General features: G+C 39.4%; 23 protein-coding genes. 16 read left to right on the plus strand and 7 right to left on the minus strand.

Annotated features, from left to right (window positions below):
* The first annotated feature begins 34 nt into the window (after positions 1-34).
* Positions 35-385: a YkgJ family cysteine cluster protein gene (locus ACN222_RS25605; RefSeq protein ID WP_010999255.1), complete on the plus strand. Its 351-nt coding sequence runs from the start codon at positions 35-37 to the stop codon at positions 383-385.
* Positions 386-416: 31 nt separating this feature from the next.
* Here ACN222_RS25605 and ACN222_RS25610 read toward each other — a convergent pair whose 3' ends face one another.
* The 4 genes from ACN222_RS25610 to ACN222_RS25625 form a co-directional block, all read right to left on the minus strand.
* A complete protein-coding gene (locus ACN222_RS25610) occupies positions 417-968 on the minus strand; it encodes a hypothetical protein (protein WP_010999256.1) in 552 nt (183 codons plus the stop codon).
* 9 nt (positions 969-977) lie between these two features.
* Positions 978-2,186: an XRE family transcriptional regulator gene (locus ACN222_RS25615; protein WP_010999257.1), complete on the minus strand. Its 1,209-nt coding sequence runs from the start codon at positions 2,184-2,186 to the stop codon at positions 978-980.
* A 487-nt stretch (positions 2,187-2,673) separates the two neighbouring features.
* Positions 2,674-3,105 carry a type II toxin-antitoxin system VapC family toxin gene (locus tag ACN222_RS25620; protein ID WP_044522513.1) on the minus strand — a complete coding sequence of 144 codons (432 nt, stop codon included), beginning with the start codon at positions 3,103-3,105 and terminating at the stop codon, positions 2,674-2,676.
* Positions 3,098-3,352: a YlcI/YnfO family protein gene (locus tag ACN222_RS25625; protein ID WP_044522515.1), complete on the minus strand. Its 255-nt coding sequence runs from the start codon at positions 3,350-3,352 to the stop codon at positions 3,098-3,100. Before ACN222_RS25625 ends, ACN222_RS25620 begins: the two co-directional genes overlap by 8 nt.
* Positions 3,353-3,505: 153 nt before the next feature.
* Between ACN222_RS25625 and ACN222_RS25630 the strand changes: the two genes are divergently transcribed.
* Together ACN222_RS25630 and ACN222_RS25635 are read left to right on the plus strand one after the other, a co-directional pair.
* Positions 3,506-3,922, plus strand: a complete 417-nt coding sequence (locus tag ACN222_RS25630; protein ID WP_010999260.1) for a TMEM165/GDT1 family protein — start codon at positions 3,506-3,508, stop codon at positions 3,920-3,922.
* 21 nt (positions 3,923-3,943) lie between these two features.
* Positions 3,944-4,246 carry a TMEM165/GDT1 family protein gene (locus tag ACN222_RS25635; RefSeq protein WP_010999261.1) on the plus strand — a complete coding sequence of 101 codons (303 nt, stop codon included), beginning with the start codon at positions 3,944-3,946 and terminating at the stop codon, positions 4,244-4,246.
* 80 nt (positions 4,247-4,326) lie between these two features.
* Here the strand turns inward: ACN222_RS25635 and glp are convergent, their stop codons facing one another.
* The 3 genes from glp to sat all read right to left on the minus strand — a co-directional run bounded on the left by glp (position 4,327) and on the right by sat (position 9,177).
* The gene (gene glp / locus ACN222_RS25640) at positions 4,327-5,565 is read right to left on the minus strand and encodes a gephyrin-like molybdotransferase Glp (protein ID WP_044522519.1); all 1,239 of its coding nucleotides are present in this window, start codon (positions 5,563-5,565) and stop codon (positions 4,327-4,329) included.
* Between the two features lie 120 nt (positions 5,566-5,685).
* Positions 5,686-7,851, minus strand: coding sequence for a caspase family protein (locus ACN222_RS25645; protein WP_010999263.1), 2,166 nt, complete (start codon positions 7,849-7,851; stop codon positions 5,686-5,688).
* 147 nt (positions 7,852-7,998) lie between these two features.
* Positions 7,999-9,177: a sulfate adenylyltransferase gene (gene sat / locus ACN222_RS25650; protein WP_010999264.1), complete on the minus strand. Its 1,179-nt coding sequence runs from the start codon at positions 9,175-9,177 to the stop codon at positions 7,999-8,001.
* Between the two features lie 562 nt (positions 9,178-9,739).
* Here sat and ACN222_RS25655 point away from each other — a divergent pair.
* The 13 genes from ACN222_RS25655 to ACN222_RS25715 all read left to right on the plus strand — a co-directional run bounded on the left by ACN222_RS25655 (position 9,740) and on the right by ACN222_RS25715 (position 22,470).
* Positions 9,740-9,982 (plus strand): CTB family bacteriocin, encoded by a 243-nt coding sequence (locus tag ACN222_RS25655; RefSeq protein ID WP_010999265.1) that lies wholly within the window; start codon positions 9,740-9,742, stop codon positions 9,980-9,982.
* Between the two features lie 167 nt (positions 9,983-10,149).
* Complete coding sequence (locus tag ACN222_RS25660) at positions 10,150-10,386, plus strand: CTB family bacteriocin (RefSeq protein ID WP_044522528.1); 237 nt, start codon at positions 10,150-10,152, stop codon at positions 10,384-10,386.
* Positions 10,387-10,553: 167 nt separating this feature from the next.
* The gene (locus ACN222_RS25665; RefSeq protein WP_044522531.1) at positions 10,554-10,790 is read left to right on the plus strand and encodes a CTB family bacteriocin; all 237 of its coding nucleotides are present in this window, start codon (positions 10,554-10,556) and stop codon (positions 10,788-10,790) included.
* 162 nt (positions 10,791-10,952) lie between these two features.
* Positions 10,953-11,195, plus strand: coding sequence for a CTB family bacteriocin (locus ACN222_RS25670; RefSeq protein ID WP_010999268.1), 243 nt, complete (start codon positions 10,953-10,955; stop codon positions 11,193-11,195).
* A gap of 94 nt (positions 11,196-11,289) precedes the next feature.
* Positions 11,290-11,565: a hypothetical protein gene (locus tag ACN222_RS25675; RefSeq protein ID WP_126987618.1), complete on the plus strand. Its 276-nt coding sequence runs from the start codon at positions 11,290-11,292 to the stop codon at positions 11,563-11,565.
* Positions 11,566-12,215: 650 nt separating this feature from the next.
* The gene (locus ACN222_RS25680; RefSeq protein WP_010999270.1) at positions 12,216-12,452 is read left to right on the plus strand and encodes a hypothetical protein; all 237 of its coding nucleotides are present in this window, start codon (positions 12,216-12,218) and stop codon (positions 12,450-12,452) included.
* A gap of 483 nt (positions 12,453-12,935) precedes the next feature.
* Complete coding sequence (locus ACN222_RS25685; protein ID WP_010999271.1) at positions 12,936-13,193, plus strand: hypothetical protein; 258 nt, start codon at positions 12,936-12,938, stop codon at positions 13,191-13,193.
* Between the two features lie 761 nt (positions 13,194-13,954).
* On the plus strand, positions 13,955-16,105 hold the full coding sequence (locus tag ACN222_RS25690) for a peptidase domain-containing ABC transporter (RefSeq protein ID WP_010999273.1): 2,151 nt from the start codon (positions 13,955-13,957) through the stop codon (positions 16,103-16,105).
* A 117-nt stretch (positions 16,106-16,222) separates the two neighbouring features.
* Entirely contained in the window at positions 16,223-17,626 is a 1,404-nt protein-coding gene (locus ACN222_RS25695; protein ID WP_010999274.1) for an HlyD family secretion protein, read from the plus strand.
* A gap of 428 nt (positions 17,627-18,054) precedes the next feature.
* A complete protein-coding gene (locus ACN222_RS25700) occupies positions 18,055-18,627 on the plus strand; it encodes a hypothetical protein (protein WP_231865496.1) in 573 nt (190 codons plus the stop codon).
* Between the two features lie 144 nt (positions 18,628-18,771).
* Positions 18,772-19,449, plus strand: coding sequence for a response regulator transcription factor (locus tag ACN222_RS25705; protein ID WP_010999276.1), 678 nt, complete (start codon positions 18,772-18,774; stop codon positions 19,447-19,449).
* A gap of 102 nt (positions 19,450-19,551) precedes the next feature.
* Positions 19,552-21,411 (plus strand): CHASE2 domain-containing protein, encoded by a 1,860-nt coding sequence (locus tag ACN222_RS25710; RefSeq protein ID WP_010999277.1) that lies wholly within the window; start codon positions 19,552-19,554, stop codon positions 21,409-21,411.
* Between the two features lie 90 nt (positions 21,412-21,501).
* The gene (locus ACN222_RS25715; protein ID WP_010999278.1) at positions 21,502-22,470 is read left to right on the plus strand and encodes a ribonuclease Z; all 969 of its coding nucleotides are present in this window, start codon (positions 21,502-21,504) and stop codon (positions 22,468-22,470) included.
* Positions 22,471-22,492 lie beyond the last annotated feature (22 nt).

The raw sequence follows: 22,492 nt of genomic DNA on the forward strand, positions 1-22,492 counted from the left end.
ATTTACTTAATAAAAGTATAGGAAAAAACATAAAATGGCAAACTGGCAATGCGTCAAACAATGTGGAGCCTGCTGCAATCTTGACCCAGCAGAACGCCCAGAAATAGAAGACTATCTCACACCAGATGAACTAGAGATTTACTTCAGCATGGTAGGCGAAGGTGGATGGTGCGTTAACTTTGACCATACCACAAGAGAATGTCGCATCTACTCAACACGTCCCCGTTTCTGCCGTGTAGAGCCAGATATATTTCAGGATATGTATGGTATTGAGTCAGAAGAACTAAATGATTTTGCTATTGAGTGCTGTCGCCAACAAATTGAAGGGGTCTACGGTGACAGAAGTCTGGAAATGCTGCGTTTTGATAAAGCTGTGGGTATTTAAAGTTATGTGAAGCTAGTTTTAATCTGAAACATCATTTTAAAGCTGCTTCCCACCAAATTCGGAGAGGATGATTTTTAGCGGGTAAGTAGCGACCTTGAAGCCGAATTGTGTTGAGTACATTACGTAGTTCAGAGGAATCAAGCCTGGCTATTTCTGCCCAATGCTTGATGATTTCTGGGGTGGATAAAATCTGAATATTTGCGGCTTCCTTTTGTATGAATGCGATCGCCCGTTTGTCATCAGTAGCGATCGCCCATTGTCGATGAACTGCAACGGCACAAGTAGCCGATTCACCATCATCACCGAGAATAGCCGCATAGTTTACATAAGATTCTTCCTCTTGTTCTGACTCAAAATCTACGACTTTGAGTAAACCTTGCTTAATCGCTTCCTCAAATTTGATTGCACCCTTGTTTTCTTTTTCCTTGAGGCGTTGGAGTGTTTTTAACTCATATTCCTGAACAACTGTAGTAACCACAACCTCAGCAGGAATAGATTTCAAGATGCCCAGAAAATCACCCGAAGCACAAAAGTTGAGAACACAACAAGCATCAAGAATCAGGTGGGAATGATTAATTTGCATAAATTGTTCTCACTTCCCACCAGCCTGGATCTGACGCAGGTCGAAATCAGGAGCTTCTTCCATCATTCCACTTGAATATTCCCGTAACGCTTCGGCGATGCGTCGTGCTTCCAAGCGGTCAACACAGAGGAAATCAGCAAAACGCCCTTCAGTAATCAAACCCTGATCTAGCGCCTCAATTGCCAAGTGTTGATAGTGGAGAGGCATCATATCAACCCTTTGGGGTATGTCTTCCAAACCAAGTTCCTGCTGCACTTTCCTAACTTTTAATCCCCTATCTCGCAATTTTTCCCAAGTTCCAGTAGGCAGAAGTTCTATTTCCTCAAGTCGATAAACAAGTGCTTCTACAGAAACACCGTAATAATGGGCTAGTGTAAATAGATTAGTGGGAGTGAATTTGCCATGAGTACGGTACATATCATTGAACCGCTTAAGCAATCCACTGGTAGGCATCAGAAAATATTTGGGGAAAGTTTCCGCTAATTGCTCACTTTCTGGCATTCTTTGATACTGATTATCAAAATGGAACTCTGGTTTTCGCCGATGTGCCAAAAAATGCAGGTATCCGTGCGCCATTGACCAACGTCTTCGCTCCTCTGGATGATGAGCATTGATAGCCATACATCCACCTATTTGCTCGTTATAGCTGTACACTTCTGAGTATTTTTGTGGCATCTGCAAATAGAAGATACGTAAACCCACATCTTGTTCAAGGATGTCTCGAAGTTTAGGAATAGGAGCATCCCCCAAACCCAGCCTTTGACGCTCTGCAATTGCTAGACTCTCCGCAGCCGATTTAATCGGCATATTTTTTACCTGATACTCCAGAGGATAGTTTTGCGGCAGTGGCGCGTCCATAATCTGCTCAAGTTCCAGATAATTCTGGCAAAGTTCCTCTAATTTGAGGATAAATGGTTTAATTTCTGCCTCTTCTTCCTCACTGCGCTGATAAACTGCCCTAAACTGTACCTCAAAAGGTTGTACCACCGGACGCGGACGCACAAAGTCACTAACAGAACATCCGTAAGCACGAGCCAGTTTGATCAGTTCATTGGGTTTAATGCGGCGTTCTCCTTTTTCGATCGCAATCATCGTGGTACGTGCAGCATCAATCACCTTAGCTGCATCAGCCTGCGTCATACTACACTTCTTACGTGCTTGTTGAAGGAGTTCTCCCAGTGTCCCCAGGTTGATATTGTCGAGGATGTTAGTAGCCATAATATTTTTCCTCAACCTTGTTGAGCAGGAGAGGTTGATTGCATGAGACTGTTATAGAACTATTCTAACAATGTCAGGTATTAAGTATTTTTTATAATTAATATGTCAGATTTAATAGGAATATTTGATGGTTAGTTTCTCCTTCCAAACCGATGAGGACACTGTGCGCTTATTTCAAATAGTTATCTGGTGTCTCAAGAAATACTTCTGTCATACAGATGACTCAGCCCTACAAGTTATAAACAGTTACTATGAAAAAAATTTAAAAATACATGACGATGATTTTTACCACCATGAAATGCCGTTCAGGGTAGCACTAAGAATTCATTACTTTGAAGTTTTGAAGGGAGAAACTAATAAATTTCATGACTGGATACAAGAATCTAATTATAATTCTTCCCCTAGAGAAGCAATTGACTACTTTAAAAAGCATTATTTTGTGAAACATTAATCCGAGTTATTGTAATTTATCTAGCTTTAAAAACTTTTATATTTCCCCGATCTCTCGCAAATAAGACGGTCTGGGTATAACTTGCTTAACCAGTGCAGCGTCAGCAGTCCAAAACTCAGCAGATGTCATCTCGGCACAAGCCAGAAATGCTGCATCATAAAGAGTTAATAACCCGTATTGTTCCGCAATTTCCCAACTTCTGAGGCGAATTGCTTCTTCTTCAATGTAATCAATCGGCAGTTCGCAAAAGTCCTCAAAAAAGCCTAGTGCTTCCTCTGCGGTGATAACTCCCATGCGCGTTTTTTTCCGTAGCACAGACCCAACTTCTGCCCAAGCAAAAGCAGGTGCTACTAAACGTATATTTAAGCTCAATGCTTCTGTTACTAGAGTTACAGCTTGAGATTGATAAACTTCTGGGACAAGGTAAGGAATCCAAACGCTGGTATCTAGGCACAAAACTCTAGTCACGTCTTCCCTCACCTTCTCTGAGACTACGAATCATCTCTGTAGAACTTGGTTGTATGCCAGTTTTAGCTTTGATGGTTTCGCTACGGGCAAGAATTCGTTGATGTGCAGCCCATCCTCTTCTACGCTTGACTTCAGATTCCAATGCTTCAACAACTAAATCATTAAAAGATTCGTTGCTTCCCTTCAGTTTTCTGGCTTTGGTAAGTAGTTCAGAAGGAAAACGGATGGTTAAAGCTTCACGTTCCATAGAATTTATTGCAACCAAATAATGATACCACTTATTGTAACTACGCCATCTCACGAAAAAGTTGCATTTTTTTTCGGTACGGTTGCAATTTATTACAACAATCTGAGAAAATGAGAAGAATATGAAAAACATCTAGTAATAAATCTACTGCCTGTGAAACTCGACTCTGCACCTGTTACCCTTGCTGGCTTAAATCCGACTATCAGCCAGCCAGAAATACAAGAAAGCACTCAAGCCCATCTGGCTACTGCAATTATTGAGCCAGTTGAGGATAGTCATAAAAAGCAGGAACCAGCTTTGGCTGTATTTGCAACTACATTTGTGACTATTTTTCTGGCAGAAATTGGTGATAAAACCCAGTTATCAACTTTATTAATGAGTGCAGAGTCTCATTTACCTTGGGTAGTTTTTCTCGGTTCGGGAGCAGCATTAGTTACTACAAGTTTGTTAGGTGTACTACTAGGGAGTTGGGTTTCTAAACGCTTCAGCCCCAAAACTTTGGATAAATCAGCCGGAATCATGTTGTTGTTCATCTCCCTCACTTTGTTTTGGGATATATTCCACGGATAATTATAAATACATACAAATATTATGGATTGGCATCTTTTAGGACTAAGTTTTATTACAGTTTTGTTGTCCGAATTAGGCGACAAAAGCCAGTTAGCCGCGATCGCTCTTTCTGGTCGTGGTCAGTCTGTAAAGGCTGTATTTTTTGGCACCGCTAGCGCACTCTTATTAACTAGTTTATTAGGAGCGTTAGCAGGTGGCGCAGTGTCAGAATTATTACCTACACGAATATTAAAAGCGATCGCTGCTGTAGGATTCGCCATTCTCGCTGCCCGGCTGTTGTTTTTTAATAATGAAGAAGCATCAGATTCTGAACAGACACTATAGTTTTTACAATCAAGGGATTTTGGTAACTGGTAATTGGGAATGGGTAATTGGTAATTGGACTATAGAGTCTGTTTATGTCGTTAAATTGGTAGTTGTAAAACCAATACATCTTTTCCTGATGAAATGAATGTTTCACCTAGTGGTAAAACAGCTAAAGCATTAGTTTGAGCTAGATTAATCAAATTACCGGAACTATGGCTACCACCAGCTTTGTGAAACTCGTATAATCCATCAACTAGATGCAGACTTCCCCAAATATAAGTTTCACGCTTACCGTCTGAGTGTAACTCATCATGCGATCGCACTTTTACAAATACTGGTTCCCAACCTTTAGCTAATCCCCCTAATTTCCGAATTACTGGCTGCACAAATCGCCAAAATGTTACCAAAACAGCCGCAGGGTTTCCTGGTAAACCCAAATAAATGGGGGCTGGGGGTGTAGGGAAGGTGGCGACAGTGAGGGGTTTTCCTGGGCGCATTTCTACAGAACGGATGTGAATTTTAGCCCCTAAGGAAGCTAGAATTTGGTCAACGTAATCATAATCACCAACGGAAACGCCACCGGAAGAAATGACTATATCGGCGTTAGCTATGGCTTTGCTGATTGTTTCCCCAAGGGCGGTTGGGTTGTCTTTGACAATGCCGAATAATATAGGTTCTGCACCATTTTGCTTTACTAAAGCTGCTAGGGCATACTGATTAGAATCAACTATTTGCCCTGGTTGTAAAGGCTGGTCAAGTGTTACTAATTCATCCCCAGTGGAAAAAATTGCTACACGAGGACGGCGATAAACTTTTACCTGTGGGCATTGAGAAGCGGCTAATATAGCGATTTCGGCTGCATTTAATTGGGTATTAGCTGGTAATAATTGTGTCCCGGCTTGGTAATAAGCTGCTTTCAGCCTGACAAATTCCCCTGGTTTTGGTGTTGTGAGGATGAAGACGCGGTTATTCTCTTGGCGTGTCTTCTCTTGCATGACTACAGTATCACCACCACTGGGCATGACTGCGCCAGTAAAGATCCGGGCGGCTTGTCCTGGTTGTAGGGTAAATTTGGGTTGATAGCCTGCGGGAATTTCTGCAACAACTTCTAGGCTAACTGGCTGTTCGGCGTTGGAGTTGTGTACATCTTCATAACGTACCGCATAGCCATCCATCGCTGAATTATCCCAATGAGGAAAATCTAGGGTGCTATTTACAGGTGTGGCCAAAATGCGCCCATTTGCTGCCCATAAATCGACAATTTCTGTATCTTGTTGACTATCCAGCTTTGGGACTAAATTGAAAATGATATTTGCTGTATCCCTGACTGATGGCATGGGGGTGTAGGGGTGTAAGGGTTTAGGGGTGTGAGGGTTTCTCTTCACTTCACAACTCAATTTATTTTGAATTTTGTAGCGCGTGCGCTTCCCGCAGGGTATGTTGAATTTTGAATTGACTTACGCTACTTGAAAACTAAAGTTGAGACTTGCCCAATTATTTACATCTAATACAAAATAATCTGTAGCTGTGGTGGTTGTTTCTGTTTTGACTGCACTGCCGTTATGTAAATCCTGTAGTAGGGCTTGTCCCACTTCTAAAGGATTGACTAATGTAGCAATCGGTTGTTGGTCGGCTGTGGAATATTTGGCATTATCTAAGATTTCTAGGGTGGAGTTAAAGGGTGCGGTGCCGAAAATTAATTGGTGTTCGCATTCGTAAGCGGGGCTGGAAGTTACCCAGCCTGATGTTGCTTTTGTTTGCGGTAGAGTGACTGTTTCGTTTGGGGCAATAACTACTTGTTGCAGTTGGGGCTGATTTTCCGGATTGTTGGTTTCTTGGCGGCTTTGCCAGGGATAAAAAGCGATCGCACTACGGTTATTCTTTAATCCCAACAGCATAAAATATATTGGGCGATCGCCTAAGTTTTGGATGCGGTATTGTATCCGACTACCAATAGGGATGATGGGAGTGGGGAGTGGGGAGTTGGGAGTGGGGAGTGATTTTTTTGTGGGGGTGTCAGTAGTGGTTGTCCTTGTGGTTTCTCTTTGCATTACTGCCTGTGACGATATGCTATTGACAACCTCTAAATTTACCTTAACGGGCAACCGGGAAGACCCTTGATTTTCTGTCAGCCTCCATAACTTAGCTGCCAGAAGAGTGGATAATTTTGATGATAATCGCTGGGCTGCTACTTTCACAGCTTCCCCAACTCCCCCATCTGTATTGGGAATTAGTTCACCATCCAATGTAAACAGACCGTAACGGCTGGGAGTTTGTGGGAGTTTCCCAAATAAGTAATCGGCTGGTTGTTCTCCTGCAACTACAGTGGAAATGTGACCAACACTAGCAAAGGCGCTGGTAGCATCTACTCGCTCAATTCTTTCCAGTTTAGTATCTAGGGCTAATATCAAATTAATGTTTCGGGATAATACCCGCACATTTTCTTGAATCAGTTGTCCGACTTGTAGGGGAATTGTCTCTGTAACTTTAGAGAATTGGGCTTTAGCTATTAATCCTGTGCGCGATGGGCTACGCCCCGCCATAAGCGATCGCAATACTAACTCCTCTCCTGTTGCTAGAGTAAATCTAGAATTAGTACCGTAATTTTCTAAAACTTGTGCAGGTAATCCATCTAGCCATACTTGGGCTGTCTTTCCATCTTCTTCTATAGCCAGAATCGCCCCTTCTGCACCAGTGCGGCTGTCTAATAGTAAATTTTCAACAGTCGCTACTCCTTGTTGATTCTTCTTCGTTAATAACCCTGGCTGCTGTTTACTTCCCAATTGGTGGATAGAACTTGCCGCATGGGAGAGGCTGACTCTAATTGTTGTTGCTGGTGTTGATTCCCAAAGTTGTCGTGTTAAAGCATAAGTGAATAAACCTGCACTAAACCCAGACATTAATATTTCCCTAGCCGACTGCTGGGGGTCTGATGTAGCGGATAGAATAACAGGCGGGCTAAATTCAGGGTTTTGGTTTTTGATTTGTTGGCGGAAATCGATTTCTGCTGCTGCTAAACGCGTTCCAGGTGACTCTGGGCGGGCGCGGATTTTTAAACCTGCTGGCTGGTTGATGCCAGTAAAAGTGTAGCTAGTATCCAGAACTGCTATGGCATGATCTGTAGGAAGCGATCGCAACAACAATAATAATGTATCTTCTAATAAATAATTAGCTATCTGAGAATCCTGTGCTTCTTGATTTTCATCAGTTGTCACTAAAGCGTTTTGTAGCGTACCCGATTCTACTGGTAACTGAGTACCGTAGCCGCTAAAGTGAAAAACTACCACATCGCCAGGTTTAGCTTGCTTGGTGAGGTGATCTAAAAAAGCTGCTTCAATAAATTCTCTACTTGCTTGTTCCTCTGTTAACGTCAAAATATCAGTAGCTTGAAAGCCAAACCGATGCACTAAAAGTTCTTTTTGCAATTCCACATCGGTCAGACAACCACTCAGTGAAGAACTTTTCCGATATTGATTGATCCCGATTAATAATGCTAATTTTCGTGGTGTAGGTTGTGCTAAGGCTTGATAATAGTGATTATTCATCGCCAACCACTCAGTTTCAGCTACACCCAACACCGCCAGTATTGAGCCAATCCGTTGTACAAAAGTCCGACGTTTCATAAAAACAATCAGTCCTCAGCTCGTCAGCTAACAGCTTATAGGGCTGAGGACTGGAGTGTAAAGACAGTTGACGGTTGATAGTTGACGGTTGACAGTTGACAGTTGTTATCCCCCAGTCCCCAATCCCCAGTCCCCAATCCCTAATTTCTACGCTAATACCTGTACTCGCATAGCCCGCGCCAATTCGGCTGCTACTTCAGGACGAGAAAATTCTGGTGGGGGTAATTCACCGCGACGCAGCATTTCTCTAACTTTAGTTCCCGATAGGTGAACCCGTTCTTCTGGTCTGCTGGGGCTGGTTTTGGTAGTCGCCATTTGTTTGGTGCGGGTGCAGTAGAAGGCGTGTTCAAACTTCATGGGTACAATGCCTAACTCACCAGGCTCAAACTCATCGAAGATATATTGAGCATCATAGGTTCCGTAGTAGTCACCGACTCCCGCGTGATCTCGTCCGACGATGAAGTGGGTGCAGCCGTAGTTTTTGCGAACTAAAGCATGGAAAATTGCTTCGCGGGGGCCAGCGTAACGCATGGCGGCAGGATTAATTGCCAATATCACCCTATCTTCGGGGTAATAGTGTTCTAGCAAAATTTCATAACAACGCATCCGCACATCAGCTGCAATATCATCTTCTTTGGTTGCGCCTACCAAGGGATGTAAAAATAAACCGTCCACGGTTTCTAAGGCACACTTTTGAATATATTCATGGGCGCGGTGAATGGGATTACGAGTTTGAAAGCCGACTATGGTCTTCCAACCCTTGTCTCTAAACATTTGCCGTGAAGCAACTGGGTCAATTTGATAATCAGGGAATAGAGGATGAGAACTGCGTTCCAGTAGCCATATATCACCTGCCAGATTCACAGCGCCTTGATTATAAAGCACTTGTACCCCTGGGTGCTTGGCATCATCTGTGCGGTAGACGTTGATGGCTTCACGGGTTTTATCGTAGCGATACTTTTGCGTGAGTTGCAAAACCCCAATGTAGTCACCTGCGGGATTATCCAGACGAATTAGGCTACCTTCCTGTAAAGAAGACGCTACTTCTTCACTGACCGATAATGTAATTGGTATCGACCATGCAAGACCGTTAGCCAAGCGCATTTCCGAAACCACGCGATCGTAGTCTTCTTGGTTCATAAACCCTGTGAGTGGGCTAAAACCACCGATCGCAATCATTTCTAAATCAGAAACTGCCCGTTCGTCAAGTTGTACACGGGGCAGAAACTCAGCTTTGGAAACAAACTCTTCTCTTTGTGCTGGTGTGGCTACGCGATTAACCAACTGTCCACCGTGCGCGGCAATGGCATCTGGATGCTGACTCAACTTCAATCCCCTCTTAGCGATAACTACAATTGTTGCAAACTATGTACTAACTTATCAAAATGCTGGTACAGAGAAAAAAAAGTTTGGCTTCTTGGGAAATGACAGCGTGTTTTCCAACGCGAATTGTAGTTTGAGTTTCTTTCCTGAAAGCAACCCACACAAAATCAGGTTTTTAACTCTAACTGAACCGTATTGTGCTGTGATTAGGAATTTTTGTATGTATTTTTCAGGAGTCTTACTGTTTTATTCATGGAAGAAAGTTTGTTACACCTAGAAATCTACTGTGTATGATTTTGTTAAAACAGTAAGTTGTACGTAATTTATCTACTATAAATAATTATTAAATCAGCATTATTCTACCTTAATTTTTTCGTGACTTATATTTACTCATTCCTGAGATTCATTCTGGACAACCGAGAATAAAAGTTTGCATTAATTACAAATGAATTAACTATTGCTTTTCAACTATTGTGTTAATCAAGCAACGAGTTGAGCAAACAAAACAGGTAATCAACTCAGAGCTTCCAGTCAATTTAAATTGTTAACTACGAGGTTGTCAGTTATGTCTCACGAATTGTTTATGAACTTATCCGATGAACAACAAGCAGTTGTTAAAGGTGGATATGGTACTGATTTTCAAGTCGATTTCACCTTTTATGAAGCAAAGCAGAATGTATTGAATGGTACTACAAGTTCTGGCCCTAATGGTAGTACTGCTGCTTCTAATGGTACCTCCACCGAGGTTAAGACTGCTGGTCTAGCTTTCTTAGCTTTGGGTGCAGAAGATATTTTAAGTATTGCGTAATCCAGCGATTAAGTTGATTCACAACATCAACTAATCAATCAATACGTGAGTTGGATGAAATTTGTACAGCCAAGAAGGAATTAGCATATTTTATGTGCTTAATTCCTTCTGGAACTCACGTTACTAATAAGCAAACTAGGTTCATTAAAACTACGAGGTTGTCAGTTATGTCTCACGAATTGTTTATTAACTTATCCGACGAACAGCAAGCATTTGTAGCTGGTGGTATTGATTTCCAACTTGATGCTACTTTTTATAAGGCGCAGCAAAATGTATTAAATGGTAGTACAAGTTCTGGCCCTAATGGTAGTACTGCTGCTTCTAATGGTACCTCCACCGAGGTTAAGACTGCTGGTATAGCCTTCCTAGCTTTAGGTGCAGATGAACTTTTAAGCATTGCTTAATCCAGTGATGACGTTGAGCTACTACATCAACTAATCAACTAGCAAGTGAGTTTGATGGCATCTGCATAGTCATGAAGGAATTAGTTGATCTTATTTTTCTAATTCCTTCTGGAACTCACGTTACTCATAAGCAAACTAAGTTCATTAAAACTACGAGGTTGTCAGTTATGTCTCACGAATTGTTTATTAACTTATCCGACGAACAGCAAGCATTTGTAGCTGGTGGTATTGATTTCCAACTTGATGCTACTTTTTATAAGGCGCAGCAAAATGTATTAAATGGTAGTACAAGTTCTGGCCCTGGCGGAAGCACTGCTGCTTCTAATGGTACCTCCACCGAGGTTGAGACTGCTGGTATAGCCTTCCTAGCTTTGGGTGCAGACGAAGTTTTAAGCATTGCTTAATCCAGTGATGACGTTGAGCTACAACATCAACTAATCAACTAAAAAGTGAGTTTGATGGCATCTGCATAGTCATGAAGGAATTAGCGGATCTTATTTTTCTAATTCCTTCTAGCACTCACTTTACGAATAACTAAGTCCATCAAAAATACAAGGTTGTCAGCGATGTATTGCCAATTATTTATCAATTTATCTGATACACAACAAGCAGTTGTTACTGGTGGTACTGATTTTCAACTCGATGCTACTTTCTACGAGACTTATCGCAATGTACTAAATGGTGGTACAACTTCCGGCCCTAACGGTAGCACTGCTTTCTCTAACGGTAGCTCCATGAGAATTAAAACTGCTGGACTGGCTTTATTAGCTCTAGATAATGACAAAATATGGTCATTGCCAGAAAACTAATCCAGTTATAAGTTGAGCCATGAGCTGTAGGGTCGCATATTTACGCGACTCTACGACAAACAAACAGCAAATTTATGAGCAGGTAAATACAACTATGTCTCAAAACATCAACCTAAACAAATCTCAGTATCTTCAAGATTTATCCGAACAGGAACAAGAGATTATATGCGGTGGTTATTTATTTCCCAACTCTAACATTTTTATGCAAATAACCAATCTTTTAACTACTGCCAAAAGTCAAACGAGTGCTACAGAGGATGATCAAACAATTACATCATACCAAGAAACTATATATCACTACACACAAATAACTCTAGTTATTGCATCTTCTAAAGATGATGCTGAAAGCTCATTTGGTAATTATTTTTAGGCGATGTACTGTCGGTTTATCTCAATTTCTCTACAAGGTATTTACAGCAGTACAAGCAAAGGACATTCTAAAAAGTTATTTGCTTGTAGTTACTTTTGCACAAATTTGCATTTCTTGCTACTGCATATATACAAATATTGAATACATATAAAACAATCAATACTTTAAGAAATTGACATACTAGGCTCAATCCATTCAACATAGTTTGTCAATCCCATAGATTTGTTCACTCCGTAATTACTGGAACATCAGATGATGTTCCAGTTTTTCTAATATATAAATCATATAGGCATCCGATTTGATTTGTGAGAAAATTTAGGTGCCTGAAGCGTTGGTATTGCCTAACATATGCTGTTTTTTATGGGCAATAAACGCCCTACTGCATATCCTGAGATTTTTCAAATGTAAGTATGTAAATAAAATTTATATAAAATACAGTATAATTAATGCGTAGTTCATGTCTGTATTTTTATGAAGATTCAATTATATAATTATGTAACTTTATCAGAAAAAATCGGCAATTAAGTTTGCATGAATCATAAATGAATTAACTAATAACTACCAGCTATTGTATTAATCAAGCGAGGATTGAAGAAGCCAATTGAGGGCAATCAATCTTCGATATCAATTAAATTACGGAGTTTTTAATTATGTCTAACCAATTGTTTAGAAACGTATCTCTTGAGCAACAAGAAATGGTAGTTGGTGCAAGTGGAAAATTTCAACTATATCCAGAATATCCAGTCAAGGGTAAAGGAAGACAAGAGGGATATCCTGAATATGCTGAAGTTGATAAAGATTTTGTAAAAGGCGATGGTTTTCCTAAACCTAATAAACCTATTACATCTAATGGGCATATTACATTAAATTTCCACTTTTATTTTTAGGGTGGAATGAACTGAATTAGTTTCAACTGATTGTAGAGTTACTCCAATGGATTGATTCTATATCAACATATTTTCTGTGACAAAAATAAAATCCAATAAAGTACTCAAATGAACTATATTTATAGTTCATCTGAAATACAAACTTGTCATACTATAGAAGCCAAAACATCTAATGATGTTCTGGCTTTTTTGATATTTTGTCCAAATTTAAATATATAGAAAAAAATACACATTGAATCTAATTAGATAAATTTTAGTATGATGAACAGAAAAATTATGTCTGTATTTTTCTGAATCTGCACTGATTTAAGTATGTAAATAAGTTTGATCAAATAGGAAATTAATTTGGCACAAAATGTAAATGACTTAGATATTGACTCCTAGTTATTCTTTTAATCAAGCGACACGTTGAGTAGCTTGTAAGAAGTAATCAACTACCAGCTTGGATTAACCTAAAACAATTCTTTTGACGGAGTAAGAATCATGCAAGTTATCGAAAAAAACAATCTGTTTACACAAATTTCTGTAGAAGAATCTGGAGTAGCTGCTGGGGGAGCTACTGTTTATTTCGATCAATCTATCTATAACTTCATTGTCGGTACTGCAATTGACAAACTATTTCCTGTTGATCCTCCTACTCTTCTTCAACTCACAGAAATTAGAGAATATGCTGCCCAGAAGTCAATATTCGCTAGTCCTTTTAATGATGTGAACCCAAAATACTTCCCACTAGACAGATAGGAGTTTCTGATAATCCAAAATCTGAGGAGATGACATAAAAGTATAAGGCCAGCAAATGGCAACATTAAATTTGTCAACTCTCTCTAGAAAAACTGGATAATTGGAAAATAAGCAAATTATGGAATACTGGAACATACTTAAGTGTTCCAGTATTTCATACAAAATTATTGTGAACTGCATAAATCAATAAAAATCTGAAATGATTATGAGATAAATATTTTGATTTTATGGCTTTATTTAACTGCATACTAATCCATTATCATATAATACATTTTATCAATTTCATCACACATAAAACAAGGTAATAAAAAAGTGATAGACATTGATACCAATCTTTTTATAGATATTTACCCTGAGAAATCTGAGTCTGTTAGTGGAGGATACACTAGAGTTGATTTTGATTTGAACATTTATCTATTCATTTTAGGTGTTGGTGTTGTATATGGCAATTCTGGACTGACTCCAGAGGAAATTCAATTTGCATGGGAATCAGCCTTCATATTTCATGATAATTACACATTTTCCCGGAGAACTAGAAGAGCAATAACTGATGACAGTTATTATTAATAATAATTCATTAATTTGAATTTATTAATTGCCACACTTTTCATCATATTAATTAAGTAGACTAGCGCAAATAAACCGAGGTTTAAAAAAAATAAAGTTCTCTAAAAACCTCTTTACCTCTGTCTCCTGCCTTGTCATAACGACAACTTTTAATACCGATGTACTTACCTTATTAAACAAAAACTTGTTTGATCATGAAATATGTTTACGTTCAACAACATAGTCAAGAAGATTGTGGTGCAGCTTGTATTGCATCGATCGCCAAACATTATGGACGCAATTTTACTCTCAGCCGTATCCGTGAAGCTGTAGGTACAGGGCAATTTGGGACAACTTTATTGGGGTTAAAACGAGGTGCAGAAACACTTGGTTTTAATGCGCGCCCAGTTAAAACTACACCGGAACTTCTAAACCAAATACATGAAGCGCCTTTACCTGCAATTATTCATTGGAAGGGAAATCACTGGGTTGTTTTCTATGGTAAGAAGGGCAAAAAATGTGTAATCGCAGATCCAGCCGTTGGTATTCGTTATCTATCTGAGAAAGATTTAGTTGAAGGTTGGACGGATTGGTTAATGCTGTTAGTAGAACCAAATCCAGAACTATTTTGGAAGCTAGAAGATGATAAAGTTAGCGGCTTTTGGCGTTTCTTTAAACGTGTCTGGCATTTTCGTCATATCTTAGCCCAAGCTATCCCCCTAAATCTACTGTTGGGGGTTCTATCTTTAGCCTCTCCGTTTCTTTTACAAGTCCTTACCGATGATATTTTAGTCCGGGGTGATACAAGACTACTGACTACGATGGCGATCGCTGTATTAGTCATGAATTTAATTTCTAGTAGTCTTTCTTGGGTACAATCAAATTTAATCGCTCATTTTGCCCAAAGACTACAATTAGGATTAGTCTTAGAATTTTGTCGGCAGATTCTCCAGTTACCCCTGTCATATTACGAATCTCGGCGCAGTGGGGAAATTGTTAGTCGTCTCCGAGATATTAATCAAATTAATCAGTTAGTCGCTCAAGTCGTTATCAGTTTACCAAGTCGGTTTTTTATTGCGGCTATTTCTTTTTGTATCATGATTTTCTATAGCTGGAAGCTAACAGTAGTAGCCATGATTGTATCTGCCTTCATGACTATATCTACTATTGTGTTTCAGCCGACATTGCAGCAAAAAACTCGTGAGCTTTTAGTCAAAGATGCAGAAGCTCAAGGTGTTTTAGTAGAAACATTTAAAGGCGCTCTTACGGTCAAGACGACCACAGCTAGTCCGCATTTTTTAGATGAATTACAAAGTCGGTTTGGTCATCTTGCTAACATCACATTACGGACAATTCAAATTGGGATTATTAATGGTACATTTTCAGGTTTGGTTTCTGGGATTGGTTCGATAGCGTTGTTGTGGTTTGGTGGTAATTTAGTAATTAATCCGGCAGAAAATTTGAGTATTGGGAAGCTACTAGCTTTTAACTCAATGAATGGCAACTTTCTAGGATTAATTAGTACTCTGATAAGTTTTGTTGATGAATTTACTACTGCGAAAACTGCTGTACAAAGGCTCACAGAAGTCATAGATACTACACCTGAAAACGAAGGAGATGGGAAAAAGCCTTTTACCTCGATCTCTGGTGATGCTGATATTATTTGTACAAATGTCAACTTTCACTATACTGGTCGAGTTGACTTACTAGAAGACTTTACGTTGACAATTCCTGGTAGTAAAGTCACTGCTATTATCGGCAAATCGGGATGTGGTAAAAGTACCGTCGCCAAATTAATTACTAGTTTATATACTCTGCAATCTGGGAATATTCGGATTGGACTATATAACCTTCAAGATATTGCCCTTGATTGTTTACGCCAGCAAGTAGTTTTAGTTCCTCAAGATGCCCATTTTTGGAGTCGTTCTATTATCGAAAACTTTCGTTTAGGCTCGCCATTTGTTACATTTGAGCAAATTGTTAGAGCTTGTCAAGTTGCTGGAGCCGATGAGTTTATTGGTAGACTACCTGATAAATATCAAACGATTTTAGGAGAATTTGGCGCAAATATTTCTGGTGGACAACGCCAGCGTTTAGCGATAGCTAGAGCTATTGTTACAGAACCACCAATTCTAATTTTGGATGAATCTACTGGTGGACTTGATCCAGTGAGTGAAGCCCAAGTTTTAGATGAATTATTACACCATCGCCAAGGTAAAACCACAATTTTAATTAGTCACCGTCCCAAAGTAATTAATCGGGCTGATTGGATTGTTTTACTAGATCAAGGACGTTTAAAACTTCAAGGTTCCATAGAAGATTTACGGACTAAAGCAGGAGAGCATTTAGATTTCTTAATTCCTTGAATTTTAAGAAAAGTGGGGACTAGGGGTAATGAGAAAGAGTGCAATATGAGTAACTTAGTTTTCCCTGTTCTCTATTGATTTTTTCCTATTTAAATACTGATAATTATTTGGTGAAGTATGCTGTATATTCAAAATAAGAAACTTATCCCTCCCCTGCAAGATGATGATGCTTTACCACCAGTTGGTATTTGGACATCTTTGCTGGGGTTATTTCTTGTAGTGTCTGTTGGTTCAGCGATCGCCTTATCCTCATGGATTAAATATAATGTTGTCATCAAAGCGGCGGCTACTGTTCGTCCTATAGGCGAAACTCGCTTGGTACAGCCAGAAATTGAGGGGACAATTCAGAACCTGTTAGTTACAGAAAATCAAGTTGTCAAGCGGGGTGATGCGATCGCTACTCTCAATACAGAACAATTACAAATCAAGCAAAGTCAACTACAAGGTAATATCCAACAAATTAAATTACAGCTTGTCCAAATTGATGCTCAAATCAGTACTTTCAATAGTCAAATACTCGCGGAAACCAAGGTAATTGAGCGTACAGTGGCTTCTGCTCAAGCAGACCTGGTTCGTAATCAACGAGAATATCAAGAACGTCAAATCACTACACAAAGTGAATATATTGCTTCTGAAGCTAGTTTACAAAAAGCCATAGCAGATTTACGTAAATCTCAAGCTGATTTGAATTTTGCTAACGCAGATCGCGATCGCTATCAGCAACTAGCTGATATTGGTGCGATTGGTAGGCGGGAATATGAACAGAAAAAACTTGTGGTAGAACAGGCTAAATCAGCCTTGGAAGCGGGAAAACGCTCTGTGGAAATTGCTCAAGCCAAAATGCAATCGGCAAAGGCTGGGGTTAATCCTAGCATGGCAACGGTGGCGATCGCGCAAGAACGTATTGCTCAAGAAGTTGCTAGGGGTGAGGCTACCATCGCTACGTTGCAGAAAGAACAGCAAGCTTTAGTTCAGCGACGTTTAGAAATGCTTTCCCAACTCAACCAATCCCAAAAAGAATTACAACAAGTAGAAAAGCAACTGCAAAGTAGCGTCATTCGCGCTACCAGTGACGGGATTATCCTGAAGTTAAATCTGCGGAACCCTGGTCAAGTGGTACGCACTAGTGAGGCGATCGCGGAAATTGCACCACAAAATGCGCCGCTAGTAGTTAAAGCCATGATTCCCACCGCAGACATTAAAAAGGTGGCGGTGGGGAAGAAAGTCCAATTGCGTGTTAATGCTTGTCCTTACCCAGATTACGGTGTTCTCCATGCTGTGGTGAGTGCTGTTTCTCCAGATGCGATCGCACCTCAAAATAACAATCCAGGGGGAGCATTGTCGGCTGCTGCAACTCCTTATTTTGAAGCTACTATCCAACCAGAAAAACTCGCATTTGGGAATGGCGATCGTCAGTGTCATATCCAGTCAGGTATGCAGGCAGAGGCTCATATTATTTCTCAAGAGGAGACAGCACTACGATTTATCCTACGAAAAGCAAGACTTATCACTGATTTGTAAGTTAATCCAGGTATAGTGTTTCTCGTTTTAGTAACTATATGTCCTTGATTTCAGGGGCTAGAGACTAGGGGTTATACTCAAATTAAAACTTAAGATCCCCGACTTCTCAAAGAAGTCGGGGATCTTAAGCTGTCTATATCCACTAATTCAGATATTTTACCTTTTCTCAGAAGTATACTATCAATTTTTGGATAGAAAATTGGAAATTTTAGACAGATTATTTGTCATAAATCTATAGTGAATTCATTAATAGTATTGACCTATGATGACAAAATAATTAATAGATAGATTTTGTGTCTCTGAAAATAAGCACACAAATTATACTTTTCACCCTCTGAGTTATGACCATAATCCCGTTTCTGACATCCTATTACAGAGTTCAAAAAGCCCTACAATGGTGGTCTTATAGACAATCGTCTAAATTCATTATGGAGGCTGAAAACATTCGGGATAGTCTATTACAGGAAACTTTTACCATGCGACGTAACTTAGATTTATTATCTACGAATCCTTGGGAATTATCAAGTGAAAAAATAAAACAATATTTAGATAAAGTTGATCATTTGCATCATTCTTTGGTAGACATAAGCGATCGCTTATTTCCTGAGTCGCTACAAGATAGCTTTCCTCTAGCAATTGAGGGATTATTAAAGTCTTGGCTAGTCGCCAATCCCCATCTATATTTTCATATAGATATGCCCATTTATTGGCGACAAGAACCACCCCAATCTGGTTTAATTATTTTAAATTCTCTAGAAGAGTTATTAACAATTACAATTTCCGAGATATTGATGCCTAATTCCATCTATATAAGTCTAAAACAAAAGCAGGAACTAGGACAATTATCTGTAAAAATAAATTATTCTGAAGTAGGTGCTATTCTTTTTCATTCTAGTTTATCTACCTTGGATCATCTATGTCAAAGTTGTCAATTTTTGACCTCAGCCAAATGCTTTTATAATACTCAAGGCTCTAGAGTTTATTGGTACTTCTATTGGTAGATATTATCATGAATTTAACGACATTAATCCATTTAAATTGATTTTGCATCAAATAGATGTACCTATTGTTTATTACATAAAATATTTTTCGGCAGACATTACAAACAATCACTAGTCAATTATTTGTTCAGCAAAGGATTAATTATGCAACAGACCATATCTGAAAAAGCACTAAGGAATTTTCTAGTAATTGATGATCATGAATCAGTTCTAAGCGGCACAGTAGAAGTATTAAAAAGACATTATCCTGAAGGCAATTTTGTCGTAGCGATTAATGCGGAAAGTGCTTTTAATCAGCTAACTATTTGTCCACCAGACCTGATAGTCATGGATCTTTCCATCCCTGAAAAATTAGGAATTAAAGCCCGCCCAGATACAGGTGTGCGACTGCTGAGAACACTGATGAAAAATTATCCCAGTTTGAACATCATTGTACAGAGCGCTCATATTAGAACACTAGTGAGAATCCGACCAGATATTGATACTCATAAGGGAGGTTTCACCGTTGCTGATAAAAGTCTATCTACGCAAGAAATGTTGACTAGAGTAGATTGGGCATTACAAGGCTTAACTCATACAAAAGATATTAAGGGAATCCATGCGGGACTAGAAATAAAACCAGAATGGTTGAGAGTTTTAACCTTGGCTTTTGAGGAAGGATTACAAGATAAAGCTATTGCCGAACAAATGTGTATTTCAGAACGCATGGTACGGCATTATTGGAGTAAATTACAAGATGCTTTGGGTGTTTATCCTGATGAGGGAAAAAATATCCGCATTCAAACCGAAAAGCGGGCTAGAGAAGAAGGGTTGATTGATTGAAAATGAACATTACATGACTATGAGTAATTAATGGTGGTAGTTGATCTATCCCTAATTAATTAAACCTGACCAATTACTCATACTAAAGACTAGGAGAATAGCATGATGCAACCTGGACTTTGGAGTGGAATTAAAGCAGAAATTGCCATTTGGCGTGTAGGTATATTACCAGGATTAGCAGTCATTGGACTAGTCGTTTTTACAAGACTCATCGGTTCACTAGAGTCATTAGAATGGATGGCTTTTGATAGCTTCCTACTTTGGCGTTCCGAAGAATCTATAGATGCACGAATTTTGTTAGTAGAAATTAATCAAAATGATAATTATTCTCTAACATCAACTATATCAAATAGTAGTTTCATAGGGGTGATAGAGAAGTTACAAGTTTATCAGCCTAAAGTTATTGGTCTAGAAGTTGATCAGCATTTACTCATTAATTCTCAAGAGGATAAACTAGCAAAGATTTTCCAAAAGTACAAAAATTTGATTGCTAACGAAAAAATTTTGCCTCTCCAGGTTCATTCGTATCTAGATTTACCTAATGAACAGATTACTTTTGCAGACCAAATCCTAGATAATGATGGTAAATCTAGGCGTAGTCTATTGGCAATTAATACATCTAATGGCTACAAATTATCTTTGGCTATGGAATTAGCAAGAATTTATTTGGCTGAGAAAAATATTAGTTTAGAAAATAGTCGGTTAGGAAAAACGAAACTACCCCGCTTTTTACCAAACTCTGGAGGATATATCCGTGCTGATGCAAGTGGATTTCAAGTACTAATAAATTTTCGGAGTGGTAACCAAAGATTTAGAACTTTATCTGGGGAGGACATTAAAAATGGTAAATTTAACCCTGAGTGGATACGCGATCGCATAGTCATTATCGGTATCACAAATACTCACAATCAGGGCTTTATCCCCACTTCAGCAATTACATCAGTTAAATCAGCCTCTACACAAGTTAACAAATTGGAAATTCAAGCACACGCCATCAGTCAAATTATTAGTGCTGTGCTTGATGGTAGACCCCTCATTAATACTTGGAATGATGGATGGGAATATACTTGGATTTTTGCCTGGGGTTTTTTAGGAATAGTGATTGCTAGGTTCACTAAATCCCCATTAATAAATTTTTTGGTTGTGGGAATAACTATCAGTAGTTTATTAGTTATTAGTTACCTACTATTAATTTGGGGGTGGTGGGTTCCAGTCATACCTGCAATTTTAGTTTTGACCATAAATGGTATGGAACTGATAGCGTTATATCAATATGACCAAGCTTTACGCTTAGGGATGAAAACCCGTCAAGACGTAATAGAAAGTACCTTTGAAACTATCCATAACGGCCCACTACAAAGTTTAGCCCAAGTTTTGAAATTGATACGCTGCGAGAATACAAATACTCAGGAATTGCTCCCAAAAATTGAAAAAGAACTAGAGAAATTAAATCATGAGCTACGAGGAATTTACGAATTTTTGCAGCAAGAATATCCCAGTCAAGATATCAAGCTCTATTTAGGAAATAATTTAGTACTCAGTTTGCAAGATCCACTACACGAAGTCCTCTATCAAGTTTATAGTTACACCTTAGATCGGGAGTTTCCTTGCTTTAAAACAATTAAAGTTGCTATACGTAGCTTTGAACCAATAGATGAACAAAGCTTAAGTATGGAACAAAAACGAGGAATTTGTAGATTTTTAGAAGAAGCTTTATGTAATGTAGGTAAACACGCTACTGGAGTCACTAAACTCCAAGTCACTTGCTCGCTAATAGCAGGTTGGTACACGTTGAAAATTATAGATAATGGCTTAGGCGTAAATTCATCTAAAAAAGGACGAGGAACCCAACAGTTTATCAATTTAGCACGACAACTAGGGGGAAAATTCCAGCGATCGCCCCAAATCCCCCAAGGAACCATCTGTGAATTATCTTGGCCAGTCAGCAAGTTTTGGAGATAGTAATCCCCAATTCCCTGCAATTTGCCCAGCAACCATGCCACTATAGAAAACATAGCTTTAAACATAGCAAAAAGAAGGCTAGAAAACGCTGTGCAGATTACATTTTTAGGGACAAGTTCTGGTGTACCCACAAGAGCGCGCAATGTTTCCAGCGTTGCGCTGAGACTACCGCAACGGGCAGAGTTGTGGTTATTTGACTGTGGCGAAGGTACTCAACACCAAATTTTGCGGAGTGACTTAAAAGTCAGCCAATTGTCCCGAATATTTATTACCCATCTGCATGGTGATCACATTTTTGGTTTAATGGGTCTTCTTGCTAGTTGTGGCTTGGCGGGTAATGTTCAAAGAGTTGATATTTACGGCCCATCGGGTTTAAACGATTATATCCAATCGGCTTCTCGCTATTCTCATACACATTTTTCCTATCCCATTAAAGTCCATACTGTCCGTCCTGGTGTCATCTATGAAAATGATGAATTTACCGTAACTTGTGGACTATTACATCATCGCATCACCGCCTTTGGCTATCGCGTAGCCGAAAAAGACCGAGCTGGACGCTTTGATATAGAAAAAGCCAAAGAATTACAAATCCCTCCTGGGAGAATTTATGGTCAACTCAAGCGTGGTGAAACCGTTACCCTTGAAGATGGGCGTGTCATTAACGGTGCAGAATTATGTGGCCCTACAGAAATTGGGCGGAAAATGGCCTACTGCACAGACACAATATACTGTGATGGTGCTGTTGAATTAGCTCAAGATGCAGACGTGTTAATTCACGAAGCCACCTTTGCCCATCAAGATTCAGAAATGGCTTTTCAGCGATTACACTCAACAACAACAATGGCAGCACAAACAGCCTTAGCTGCTGGAGTGCGTCGATTACTGATGACTCACTTCAGTCCTCGCTATGCACCTGGTAACACTATAGAGTTAAAAGATTTGCTACAAGAAGCCCGTGCCATCTTTCCGCGTACAGATATGGCCTATGATTTTATGACTTATGAAGTACCCAGACGACGAGAACCCGTATTCAGCTCAGTCTCCTCAAGTTCGGTGTAGGGCTTTACAAGTAAACCCCAAT

Origin of the sequence: Anabaena sp. FACHB-595, assembly GCF_048568275.1 — a bacterium.
GTDB lineage: Bacteria > Cyanobacteriota > Cyanobacteriia > Cyanobacteriales > Nostocaceae > Trichormus.